The sequence below is a fragment of the Sphingobium sp. CCH11-B1 genome (assembly GCF_001556865.1).
GTDB lineage: Bacteria > Pseudomonadota > Alphaproteobacteria > Sphingomonadales > Sphingomonadaceae > Sphingobium.
This window is the reverse complement of record NZ_LSJY01000010.1, coordinates 1-12401: the sequence shown is the minus strand read 5'-3', so window position 1 is coordinate 12401 and position 12401 is coordinate 1. Positions and strand designations below refer to the sequence as shown.

The window sequence follows — 12401 nt, the reverse complement described above, 5'->3', positions numbered from 1 at the left end:
CGCCTGTCCCGCCTTGGCCCGGACGGTGCGCGCACCACCCTCGCCGATCTGGGCGGCGGTCCCAATGGCGCGGCGATCGGTCCCGACGGGCGGATTTATGTCTGCAACAATGGCGGTTTCGAAAAGATGATCCTGCCGAACGGCGACCTCCTGCCGATCGAGGCGCCTCTTGATACGCCACCCGGCACTATTCAAGTCGTAGATCCCGTCACCGGCACTTTCGAAACCTTATACGCATCCACCGAAGCTACTCCCTTCTGGGGACCGAACGACCTCGTCTTTGACGAAACGGGGGGATTTTGGTTCACCGATTTCGGCAGGGATCGCGGCGCGGCGCGAATGCGGGGTGGCCTTTATTATGCCAAGGCCGACGGGTCGGACATCCGACTGGTCGCCGGACCATTGGATGGGGCGAATGGCGTCGGCCTATCGCCAGATGGACGCACCCTCTACGTCGCCCTCACCTATGAAGCGCATCTGCTGCGCTATCGATTGTCAGCGCCTGGTATAATCGACACGACGGCGTCGCTGACCCCGGACGGGCACAGCATCGTCGGTCGGGCCGGGCCTGGTCAATTTCTCGACAGCCTGGCTGTCGATAGCGCCGGACGCATCTGTTGCGCCTCGCCCGGCCAAGGCGCCATATTGATCTTTCCACCCGAGGGCGGAACGCCTCAGCAGATCGAAACGGGCGATTTCCTCACGACCAATATCTGCTTTGGCGGCAAGGACGGGCGGGTGGCCTTCGTCACGCTGGGCGGTTCCGGCAAGGTCATATGTATCGACTGGGACGTCCCCGGCCTGCCCCTCGCATTCGGCTGAGCTCTCATCGTCAACAGCGCCGCCCTGCCCGCCGACAGGTCAAGCAAGGCAGCCATTGTTGTTCTCTCGCGCCATGCCCCGGAAAAGAGCGACCATGTCAGCTGATTGTTATGACTATATCATCGTCGGGGCGGGGTCTTCCGGCTGCGTGCTGGCCAATCGACTGTCGGCAGACCCGACCGTCAAGGTACTGCTGGTGGAGGCGGGACCGGACGACAGCAGTCCGTTGATCGCCATGCCGCGCGGTATCGGCAAACTGCTGGCGCCGGGCAATCCCCACGTGTGGGATTACGCCGTATCGCCCGGCGGCAACGCACCCCAGGAAATATGGCTGAAGGGCCGCGCGGTTGGCGGGTCCAGTTCGGTCAACGGCATGGTCTATGTGCGGGGCGCTCCGGCCGATTATGATGGCTGGGAAGCGGCAGGCTGCACAGGCTGGGGCTGGCAGAATATAGGCCGATATTTCGTCTCTCTGGAGGACCATGCGCTGGGCGCCAAGGCTTGGCGCGGTGCCGGCGGCCCCCTCAAGGTCAGCGTCCACCCTTCCGGCGACCCGCTGTGCGAAGCCTTCCTGACAGCCGCCGAGCAGGCCGGCACGCAACGGGTGGACGACATGAACGACATGCCGGCCGTGACCCAGGGCGGCATGGGCTATCAGCCGACATCCACCTATCGCGGCAAGCGCTTCTCCGCCTCCCGCGCCTTTCTGAAGCCCGTGCGCGGCCGCCCGAATCTGGATGTTTTGCCGCAGACTGACGCCCTGCGTATCCTGTTCGACGGACAGCGAGCGGGCGGTATCCTGCTGCGCAACAAGGATGGCGTGCAGGAGGTCGCCGCCCGGCGGGAGATCATTCTTTCCGCAGGCGCGGTGCAGAGCCCCAAGCTGCTGCAATTGTCGGGCATCGGTCCCCGCGCCTCGCTCGAATCGCTTGGCATCCCGATCGTCGTTGATGCGCCGGGTGTCGGCGCCAACCTTCGCGAACATCGCTATTTGGGTTTCAACTACAGGGTCCGGGGGAACAGCCTGAACCAGAAACTGTCCGGTGTCGGCCTTATCCTGTCAGCTTTGCGCTATGCCTTCGGGTCGACAGGGCCGCTGACCCATGCAGCGCATGAAGTGGGCGGCTTCGTCAAGACCGATGCCACGCTCGACCGGCCCGACGCGCAGGTCGGCATGGGCCTCTACTCCTTCCACACGGACGACAGGGGCGCGGTGGCGCTCGACCCCTATCCCGGCATGACCGTCATTGCTTATTATATGCGGCCCGACAGCCAGGGCCATGTCAGGATAAGTTCGGCCGATCCGGACGTCCCGCCGGTCATCGACGCCAATCATCTGGCGACCGATGCCGACAGGAGCCATTTCGTTGCACTGTTTCGCTGGCTCCGTCGCCTGGCGCAACAGCCCGCGCTCAAGGACTGGATCGTCGAGGAAACAGGCAAGACCGTCGACATAGAGGCGGACGAGGACATTCTTGCCAACGCGATGGCCCTTGGCGGCACATCCTTTCACATTTGCGGGACATGCCGCATGGGCGCGGATGAAACCTCCGTCGTCGACCCCCAGCTTCGCGTGCGCGGCGTCACCGGCCTGCGCGTCGTCGATACCTCCATCATGCCGACGATCGTATCGGGCAACACCAATGCGCCGGCCATGGCCATCGCGCTCAACGCCGCGGACATGATCCTGCGGCCCAGACAGGAAACCATGCAATGACCGTGCCGTTCACGACGTTCGACAAGCTTTATATCGATGGCGCCTGGGTCGATGGCGGGAGCGAACGCGACGCCATCATCAATCCCGCCACCGAAGCGGTGATCGGTCACGCGCCGGTGGGTAACGCCGCCGCCGTGGACGCTGCGATCGCAGCCGCGCGCGATGCGTTCGACACAGGCATCTGGCCACGCATGGTCATGTCCGAACGCGCGACCTGTCTGCGCCGGATGCATGCCGCACTGGATGCGCGCAGGCAGCAGATCGCGGCACTGATCGTCGCGGAAGTCGGCTGTTCACAGGGCATCACCCAAGGCATGCAGGTCGCCAATCCGCTCGACCATCTGCTGGCCGCGGTCGAACATTCGACGCGCGACGACAGCGTTCGCCTGCCTATCGACATCACCCCCGATCCCTTCAATCCCGACGGGCCAAAGAAAATAGGCGGGACGACCGTGGTGCGCGAACCGGTGGGCGTCGTCGCGGCCATCACCGGCTATAATTTCCCCTTTCTCATCAATCTGGCGAAGATCGTTCCCGCGCTGCTGGCCGGCAATACGATGGTGCTGAAGCCGTCGCCCTTCACACCCTTTTCCGCGCTGCTGTTCGGGGAGATCGCCGAAGAGATCGGCCTGCCCAAAGGCGTGCTGAACATCGTTACCGGCGGACCGGAGGTTGGCACGACCCTGACCTGCGATCCGCGCGTCGACCTCGTCACCTTCACCGGATCCGAAGGCGTAGGCGCCGCTATCATGGCGCAGGCCGCCCCCACGTTGAAGCGCGTGCATCTGGAACTCGGTGGAAAGTCCGCGCTGATCGTCCGCCAGGATGCCGACGTCGCCCGCGCCGCGGGCATGGCGGTTGCCGTGCTGTCGGTCAATGCGGGCCAGGGCTGCGCCCTGCTCACGCGCCTCGTCGTCCATAACAGCATCAGGAAAGCGTTCGTCGAAACCGCCTGCGCCATCGCCAGCCAGTTCAAAATCGGCAATCCCGCCGATCCCACCGTGGCGATGGGGCCGCTGATCCGCGAATCCCAGCGGGAAAAGGTCGAAAGACTGATCGCCATCGGCCGCGACGAAGGCGCGCGGATCGTGCATGGCGGCGGGCGTCCGGCCGGTCTCGACAAAGGCTTCTTCACCGACATCACGATCTTCGACGATGTCGACAACAAGATGACGATCGCCCAGGAAGAGGTGTTCGGTCCGGTCGGCTGCGTCATCGGCTTCGATACCGACGAAGAGGCGATCCGCATCGCCAACGACAGCCGCTATGGCCTGAATGGTGGCATCGAAACCGCAGACGCTGCCAAAGGCTATGAGATGGCGATGCAGATCCGTGCGGGCAGCATCATGCTCAATGGCGGCACCGGGCGCATGACCTATGCGCCCATCGGCGGCTACAAACGCTCGGGCGTGGGCCGGGAATATGGTCCCGACTGGCTGCACGAATATCAAAATCAGAAGTCGGTCTTCTATCCTATCGGCGGATAGAGCCGCTGCCTAACCGGCGGTAATGCCGCCGTCGACCGCCCAGCAGGCGCCATGCACATGACGCGCCCGATCGGAAGCCAGGAACAGAAGCGGCTCGGCCACATCCTCGGGCGGACAGGGCGGCCGCATGCCGGTGTAGCGCGCGAGGAGACGGGGATCGGCGAAACCGGGGAAGGACATGCCCTGTGTCATTTCCGTCCGCATCGGGCCAGGCGAGAGGATGTTGATCCGCACGGGACTGTCCATCATCTCCATCGCGAGCGACAACGTCAAACCGACCAGTCCGAATTTGGAGGCGGTATACGGCGCCAGATAGGCCTGCCCCATGAAACCGGCGGTGGAGGCCACGCAGATGATATTCCCGCTGCTCTCGATCAGGTGCGGCATGGCCGCCTGCATGAGAAAGAAGGGGCCGGACAGGTTGGAGGCAATGGTCCGGTTCCATTCCTCCTCCTTGATGTCCGCCAGCCGGTGAAACATGACATCGGCGGCGATATTGCACAGCACGTCCAGCCGGCCGAATGCCGTCATCGCCCCTTCGATAGCCTCCCTACAGCCACGCGGCTCACCAAGATCGCAAGCCAGCTCCACACACCGGCCACCCGCGTCGCGGATCAACCGCCCGGTCTCTTCCAGCTTGGCTCGGCTGCGCCCGACAAGGCACAGTGCCGCGCCTTCCCGCGCGAAGGCGAGGCTCGCCGCGCGGCCCAGGCCCGACCCGGCGCCGGTGACCAGTACGACCTTGCCTGCAAAGTCCATCCGCATATCCTGTTCCAAAACGGCCGTCGGCGGGGTCACAATGCCACGCTGAAGCTGCCATAAGGGTGATTACGGCGTGGCCAACCTTTCCCCGGATGGGGTTGATCCCCTCACCAGCGCCGTCGCCATTGCGCGCCGCGCCGACGGTTACGGATCATCTCATCCCGCTGCTCCGGCGTGACATGGGGCGTGTCGGCGGGAAGATGCGAACGGAGCTCCGCAGCCGGCACGATCCTGAGCGTCGGCTCCGGCCCGGAACTCGCGCCGGTCCAGCGCAGCATCAGCGATCCTTCGTTGCGTCCGGCCGGATCAAGCCAGTTGGGCACGCCCGGATCGTCCAGTGCGATGACGGCCCGGAAGCGGCCATCGCCGTCCAAACGCGCCTGCGCCGCGTTAAGGCTGCTCTGATGGTTCATCCAGTCGATCGTGTTCCACAGCGGATCGTTGAGCTGCACGTTCCAGTAACGCACCTGATCGGGCACCGCCGTGTCGATGATCATCGCCTCCCCCGGCTCCAGCCGGAAGATGCCCTGATAATAATGCTGCCCGGCCACGCCGCCGCGACCGGCCCAGTCATCATATTCCAGCCTGTTGACGAAGCCCTGCGCCCGCTGCCGCTGGCCATAACCCAGGGCGAATGCGGCATAGCGTTCGACGAACGCTGACAGGCGATCGAGCCGATGGACGATCTCGGCTGCGGGCACCGGACCGCCGCCCACGCGCCGGTCGACCCGTTCGATCGCGATGCGTAGATCGCGCCCCACGCCCCAGTCATAATAGGCATGGCGCAAGCCGATCGTGACCGCGCGCGGGTCTAGCGGAAACCAGTCGCCCGCATGATCCGGCCGCTCCCCGCCCAACATGATGTCGAACGCCCCGTCCGGTCCCAACGTGCAGGCATCCAGATCGATCATGCCCACCGAAGGCCCGAGATCCTCCATCGGTCCCAGGCCGCCCGCGACCAGATCTAGGAACACGAAAACCCCGTCCCCCCGCGCGCCCGACAGCCTGTAGACGCCGCTGCCGTCGATCCGCGCCGCGCCATAGATGAAATCGGGATTGACCCCGACCGTGTTGAGGATGCTGCTGACCGAGGGTACGAAATCGGGATGATCGGGGTCGGCGAAGGCCGTCTGATAGCCGGTGGCGAGGATAGCGAACAACAGGCGGTGCCCCTCGGCCCGGGCCTGTGGATCATCGGGATCGGCCAGCTTATCCAGCATGCCTTCCGCCCCCACCATCCGCTCCAGCCAGGCGCGCCACTGGGACGTTTCAGAGATAGGCATGGTAGGTCTCGATATATTCGGCGAACCTGTCGCTCACCTGTTCGGCGGTCAGACCGTAGTCGGCCAGACTATAGCTGCGCGGCCCATGCTTGCCCGCCGGATTCTCCCGCAGCCAGCCCAGAATGCCCTTTTCCGACTCCGGCGTGAAATCCCAGCCAAAATGGTCATAGGCGGCCCGGATGGTCGAGACCGGGTCGGCGACGAGGTCCTTGTATCGCATGTCGTAAATCGGCAGGTCCGGATGCGCCCTGCGGTAATCCATGCAGAACTTCACCCCATCCCACCAGAGTTGCAGGAACTCGGCGCCCAGCGCATGCAGATCGAGTTGGTCGTAGGACGGCCCACGAATGACGCTGATCAGTTGGGAGATCGAGGCGATGACGGTGGTCGGGTCGCGATGGGGCTGAATGAAGATCGCATCGGGATAGACGCTACGCAGCGCGGGGAGCTTATACATATGCTCCTGAATCTTGAGCACCCAATGCCTGCCGGGATGCCGCCAACCCAGATGCTGAAGCCACATCTTGTGGACCTCGTAGCGAAAGGTCGCGTCGATGCCCTTGAACCAGTCGTAGAAGCGCGGGAGATGCTGGAACATGCACGGATTGCTGCTCTGAAAGGAAGTCGTCATGAACGATCCGCATTCCTGCGGGATTTTGGCGCCCAGCGGATGGGCTTTGAGCAATTCGTCGGCATCACCGCCCAATTGCGCGCGCAAATGTTCGTCGAACCGGGAGATGCGCGGGTCCGTGTCGGCGGTTGCCGCTTCGGGAGGGGGCGATGGTTCGGCCACTTCCCACATCAGCGGCGTGCGGATCTGCGGGTCGCCTTCCATCAGGGCGTGCAGGAAACTGGTGCCGCATCGCGGAAGGCCCAGGATGAAAAGCGGCTGCCTGATTTCGACATCGGCAATGTCAGGATAGCGCGCTCGGTCGTCGGCGATTACCTTCAGCCGGGACAAGTCATCGGCGATGATATGCAGCGCACGCGCATGGCCATTGGCGTTAAGTGCTCGGTCTTCCGCCATCGAGGCAAGCAGTTGCTCCAGCCCCGGCCGCACATTGTCGCGCAAATAATCGGGTAGCGGATACTGCGCCAACAGCGCGTCCGCGTCGGGAAATTGAAATGTCATGGCCATCCTCTCTCAATCCAGTCTGGTAACCGTTCTGCACGAGATGGCGGGTCCGAACGCCGGCGGGAAGCGCCGGCGGCTGTGATGTCGCCTGACGAAAACAGATGTCGGAAATTGCGGCTATTCAAATGGGCTGTCAGTGGATCAAAAGCCGGTCACGGAACTGCTGCGGCGAGCAGCCCTCCATCTGGCGGAAGGCCACACCGAAGCTTGCCGCGTTCGCAAAGCCGCAGCGATAGGCAATCTCCTTGACCAGAAGCGATCGGTCCGTCAGCAAGTCCTTCGCAAAGTCGAGCATATGGCGGCGACAAAATGCCGCAGGGCTTTCGCCCGTAGCGGCGCGAAACAGACGTTCATAGTGGCGGACGCTGATCCCGCGTTCCGCCGCCAAAGCCCTGATCTCCACCTTGGCATGCTGCTGTCTGATCTTGACGACAAGGCTGGCTAGATCGCGCTGGTCGAACGGCTGGCGGAGCTGCACCGTAGGTCGCAATTTTGAACCGAACTGCTGCACGATTTCGAGTGCGAGCCCTACACTGATCGAATCGAGAACGAGTTGCGAACACAGCCCCGGTGCCACTAATTCTTGGTGCGCCCGTCGCAACAGCGACATAATGTGGCAGTTGCGAATGTCGACGGTATCGCAAAGTTGATGAGCAGACAATTCCACCGTCAATCCGGTAATCGCGGGAATATCAATCCGACAAAAGAGCGATCTTTGCTCCCGTTCCTGCCAATGCATCTGAAATGGCCGCGCCTTCGGATAAAAGCGGGCTTCGCCTTGCTTGGCGAAGTCGCAGGCAGATTCGAGATATCGGCCTTCGGACGAGAAGCGGGTTAACTCGAAATAGCTACACGGCGGCGTGAAAGCGATTTCCGTCCGTTCTCGCCAGAAAAATCGGCGCACTTCGAAGCGCGCGCCAAATGACGAACCTGATGCATCCAGACACGTCTCAAACTCAGATGGAAATACGAAATCAATATTTTCGTCTCTGTAACAGCTTGTATTGTAATTATGATTCAATAACATTTCAGACTACTCCCTGAATATTATAAAATTCTGCGCACTATTTTTCAATCTTCGTGGAAATGGGGTAATTTCTAAAAATAGAGTAACCTTGCAGGCCCTGTTCACATGGGTGGCTCGCATAGAGGCAGTCGTCGAGCGGCAGCAGCGTATGCCGACGGAATGCGATAAACATTGCCTCCTCAGCTTGGGTCAGGATGGTTGAGGGGCCTTTGGCCCAGTCTTCAAATCCCCGACTGTCTTGCGCTTGCGCCATTTCGCCACGGTCTTGACGTTGACCCTAAGCTACGGCTCAGCGTCGCGAGCGAAGCTTGCGATCGCTGTATTACTGCTCGGACGGCGTGCGTGGTCGTGGCGCTCCCGTGAAGTACTTGTCCCATAATGCTTCCCTCCATTCCAGCAAATGGATCGCGCCACCCGACCGTGGGATCAAACACTCAGGCTGTCCATGACGGAATCCCTATTCTTTTGGCAGTTTGAATGCTGATCGATAGTTCGAAATAGGCGTTTTACATTGCTAGTGAGGAGATAGTGTCCATTTGCTGCCGGCAGGAATTTCATGAAAAAAGAGCCACGGACGAGGCTTACCCACCTGGAGCGGCTGGAGGCCGAGAGCATCCACATCCTGCGCGAGGTCGTGGCCGAGGCGGAAAAGCCGGTGATGCTCTATTCCGTGGGGAAGGACAGCGCCGTGATGCTGCATCTGGCGCGCAAGGCCTTCTACCCCTCGCCGCCGCCCTTTCCGCTGCTGCATGTCGACACCAGCTGGAAGTTCAAGGCGATGTACGACCTGCGCGACCGGATGGCGCGGGAAAGCGGCATGGAATTGCTGGTCTACCGCAACCCGGAGGCGGAGGCGCGGGGCATCAACCCGTTCGATCATGGTCCGCTGCATACCGATATGTGGAAGACCGAGGGGCTGAAGCAGGCGCTCGACCTCTATGGCTTCGACGCGGCGTTCGGTGGGGCGCGGCGCGATGAGGAAAAGAGCCGGGCGAAGGAGCGTATCTTCTCCTTCCGCACGGCGAGCCATGGCTGGGATCCCAAGAACCAGCGGCCCGAACTGTGGAACCTCTACAATGCCCGCAAGAACAAGGGCGAGAGCATTCGCGTCTTTCCGATCAGCAACTGGACCGAGCTGGACATCTGGCAATATATCCATTTGAACGACGTGCCGATCGTGCCGCTCTATTTCGCCGAAGAACGCCCGACCTATGAGTGGGAAGGCCAGCTTTTCATGGCCGACGATGTCGAGCGGCTGGAGAAGGTGCTGGGGCGGCGGCCAGAGATCGTCAACCGGTCGATCCGTTTCCGCACCCTGGGCTGCTTCCCGCTGACCGGCGCGGTGGAAAGCACGGCCCGTACACTGCCGGACGTGATTCAGGAGACCCTGCTGACCACCACCAGCGAACGGCAGGGCCGGGTGATCGACAAGGATGCGGGCGGCGCAGGCATGGAGAAGAAGAAGCAGGAAGGCTATTTTTGACGCGTCACGGAATGGGAACGTTCCGAAGTGTCACCTCCGGCGCAGGCCGGGGTCTCGGGCCTCCCGACAGACTGTCTCGCAGGCCGTACCCTTCGACCAGATCAAAACGACCCCGGCCTTTGCTGGGATGACGAGGTAGCGATATGACCGACACACTCGCCGACCCCATTTACCAGACCGACGCTTTGATCGCGGAGGACATCGACGCCTATCTCAAGGCGCATGAGCATAAGACGATGCTGCGTTTCATCACCTGCGGGTCGGTGGACGACGGCAAGTCGACGCTGATCGGGCGGCTGCTTTACGACAGCAAGATGATCTTCGAGGATCAGCTCGCGGCGCTGGAGGCGGATAGCAAGCGGGTCGGCACGCAGGGGCAGGAAATCGACTTCGCGCTGCTGGTCGACGGTCTCGCCGCCGAGCGGGAGCAGGGCATCACCATCGATGTCGCCTATCGCTTCTTCGCGACCGAAAAGCGCAAGTTCATCGTCGCCGACACGCCGGGCCACGAACAATATACCCGCAACATGGTGACGGGCGCGTCCACCGCCGACCTCGCCGTCATCCTGGTCGATGCGCGCAAGGGCATCCTGACCCAGACGCGGCGGCACAGCTATCTCGCCCACCTGCTCGGCATCCGCAACATCGTGCTGGCGGTCAACAAGATGGACCTGGTGGGATATGACCAGAGCGTCTTCAACCGGATCGTCATGACCTATCGCGCCTTTGCGACGGAGCTGGGGATCACCCGCTTCACCGCCATCCCGATCTCCGGCTTCAAGGGCGACAATATCACGCTGCCCAGCGGCAACACGCCCTGGTATAAAGGGCCGACGCTGATCGACCATCTGGAGACCGTCGAGGTCAACAGCGCGGTGGACGCGGAAAAGCCGTTTCGCATGCCGGTGCAATGGGTCAATCGCCCGAACCTGGATTTCCGGGGCTTTTCAGGCCTGATCGCGACCGGTTCTGTGAAGGTGGGCGACGCCATACGCGTCCTGCCGTCGGGCAAGACAAGCACGGTGACGCGCATCGTGACGCTGGACGGCGACCTGGACGACGCCGTGGCCGGCCAGTCGGTTACGCTCTGCTTTGCCGACGAGATCGACTGTTCGCGCGGCGATGTGATCGCCCTAGCCGACAATCCGCCGCAGGCCGCCGACCAGTTCGAGACGACCATCGTGTGGATGGCGGATGAGGAGATGCTGCCGGGCCGTTCCTATTGGCTCAAGATCGGCACGCAGACCGTGACCGCGACGGTGCAGCAGCCCAAATATCAGGTCAATGTCAACACGATGGACCAGCTGGCGGCCAAGACGCTGGAGCTGAACGCCATCGGCGTCGCCACCATCACCACCGACAAGCCGATCGTGTTCGAGCCTTACGCCGAAAACCGGACGCTGGGCGGCTTCATCCTGATCGACAAGATCAGCAACGCAACCGTGGCGGCGGGAATGCTGCACTTCTCGCTGCGGCGGGCGCAGAATGTCCATTGGCAGGCGACCGACGTGTCGCGCGATCACCACGCCGCGCTCAAGAACCAGAAGCCCGCCGTGCTGTGGTTCACCGGGCTTTCGGGCGCGGGCAAATCGACCATCGCCAATCTGGTGGAAAAGCGGCTGGCGCGGATGAACCGCCACACATTCCTGCTGGACGGCGACAATGTGCGCCATGGCCTGAACAAGGATCTGGGCTTCACCGACGCTGACCGGGTGGAAAATATCCGCCGTGTGGGGGAGGTGGCGAAGCTGATGACCGATGCCGGCCTGATCGTCATCACCGCCTTCATCTCGCCCTTCCGGTCGGAACGCGACATGGTGCGGCAGATGATGCAGCCAGGCGAGTTCATCGAGGTGCATATCGACACGCCGCTGGCCGATGCGGAGGCGCGCGACGTCAAGGGGCTCTACAAGAAGGCGCGGGCCGGGCAGCTCAAGAATTTCACCGGCATCGACAGCCCCTATGAGCCGCCGGTCGATCCCGAAATCCGCATCGATACCACGGCCATGACGGCGGAAGAGGCGGCGGATGCGATCGTCGCGAGGCTGATCCCATGACCGGGCATATCGACACGGCGGCGATGAGCGATGCCGCGCTCGCCGCGCATCTGGCGGAGGTGGCGGGACGCATCCTGAAGGAGGTGCGCAGCTCCGGCGTGTTCAGCTCCAAGGCGCTGGGCAAGGCGGGGGACCAGACCGCCAACCAGTTCCTCGTCGCCGCCATTCGCGAGGCGCGGCCGCAGGACGGCCTGCTGTCCGAAGAAATGAAGTGCGACGGCACGCGCCTTGGCATGTCCCGCGTCTGGATCATCGACCCGGTGGACGGCACCCGCGAATATGGGGAAGCGCGCGCCGACTGGGCGGTGCATGTCGGGCTGGCCATCGACGGCGTGCCGGTGGTGGGCGCGGTCGCCTTGCCTGACCTCGACGGCGGCATCGTCGTTCGGTCGGACGTGATCGCGGAGGTTCCTCCGCCGCCCGAGACGCTCCGCATGGTCATTTCCCGCACCCGTCCGGCGATGGAGGCGGTGAAGGTCGCCGATCAGCTCTGCGCGGAACTGGTGCCGATGGGTTCGGCGGGGGCGAAGGCGATGGCGGTCGTCCTTGGCCAGGCGGACATCTACCTCCATTCCGGCGGCCAGTATGAATGGGACAGCATGGCGCCAGTGGCGGTCGCCGCCGCGCA

At 62.9% G+C, this 12401-nt stretch carries 10 protein-coding genes and 1 pseudogene; 6 read left to right on the top strand and 5 right to left on the bottom strand.

Translation table 11 applies throughout. The features are described from left to right. The 3 genes from AX724_RS01935 to AX724_RS01925 form a co-directional block, all read left to right on the top strand. On the top strand, positions 1-822 hold an 822-nt coding region (locus AX724_RS01935; protein ID WP_066763036.1), incomplete at its 5' end, for an SMP-30/gluconolactonase/LRE family protein. A gap of 94 nt (positions 823-916) precedes the next feature. Continuing rightward, the gene (locus AX724_RS01930) at positions 917-2539 is read left to right on the top strand and encodes a GMC family oxidoreductase (RefSeq protein ID WP_066763035.1); all 1623 of its coding nucleotides are present in this window, start codon (positions 917-919) and stop codon (positions 2537-2539) included. Next, positions 2536-4026: an aldehyde dehydrogenase family protein gene (locus tag AX724_RS01925; RefSeq protein ID WP_066763033.1), complete on the top strand. Its 1491-nt coding sequence runs from the start codon at positions 2536-2538 to the stop codon at positions 4024-4026. The genes AX724_RS01930 and AX724_RS01925 overlap by 4 nt, the downstream gene beginning before the upstream one ends. 9 nt (positions 4027-4035) lie before the next feature. Here the strand turns inward: AX724_RS01925 and AX724_RS01920 are convergent, their stop codons facing one another. The 5 genes and pseudogenes from AX724_RS01920 to AX724_RS22535 all read right to left on the bottom strand — a co-directional run. Next, on the bottom strand, positions 4036-4785 hold the full coding sequence (locus AX724_RS01920; protein WP_066763031.1) for an SDR family NAD(P)-dependent oxidoreductase: 750 nt from the start codon (positions 4783-4785) through the stop codon (positions 4036-4038). Positions 4786-4895: 110 nt separating this feature from the next. After that, positions 4896-6071 (bottom strand): hypothetical protein, encoded by a 1176-nt coding sequence (locus AX724_RS01915; protein WP_231736439.1) that lies wholly within the window; start codon positions 6069-6071, stop codon positions 4896-4898. Beyond that, positions 6058-7203 (bottom strand): sulfotransferase family protein, encoded by a 1146-nt coding sequence (locus tag AX724_RS01910; protein ID WP_231736438.1) that lies wholly within the window; start codon positions 7201-7203, stop codon positions 6058-6060. The genes AX724_RS01915 and AX724_RS01910 overlap by 14 nt, the downstream gene beginning before the upstream one ends. A 136-nt stretch (positions 7204-7339) precedes the next feature. Next, the gene (locus AX724_RS24300; RefSeq protein ID WP_231736437.1) at positions 7340-8233 is read right to left on the bottom strand and encodes an AraC family transcriptional regulator; all 894 of its coding nucleotides are present in this window, start codon (positions 8231-8233) and stop codon (positions 7340-7342) included. Positions 8234-8348: 115 nt separating this feature from the next. Beyond that, positions 8349-8610: pseudogene (locus AX724_RS22535) on the bottom strand (IS481 family transposase); the annotation flags it as partial. Between the two features lie 179 nt (positions 8611-8789). Between AX724_RS22535 and cysD the strand changes: the two are divergent. The 3 genes from cysD to AX724_RS01885 all read left to right on the top strand — a co-directional run. After that, positions 8790-9716 (top strand): sulfate adenylyltransferase subunit CysD, encoded by a 927-nt coding sequence (gene cysD / locus AX724_RS01895; RefSeq protein ID WP_066763022.1) that lies wholly within the window; start codon positions 8790-8792, stop codon positions 9714-9716. A 143-nt stretch (positions 9717-9859) separates the two neighbouring features. Beyond that, positions 9860-11773, top strand: coding sequence for a sulfate adenylyltransferase subunit CysN (gene cysN, locus AX724_RS01890; RefSeq protein ID WP_066763020.1), 1914 nt, complete (start codon positions 9860-9862; stop codon positions 11771-11773). A gap of 23 nt (positions 11774-11796) precedes the next feature. After that, positions 11797-12401 (top strand): 3'(2'),5'-bisphosphate nucleotidase CysQ (locus tag AX724_RS01885; RefSeq protein ID WP_066763039.1); only part of this gene is annotated, 605 nt, incomplete at its 3' end.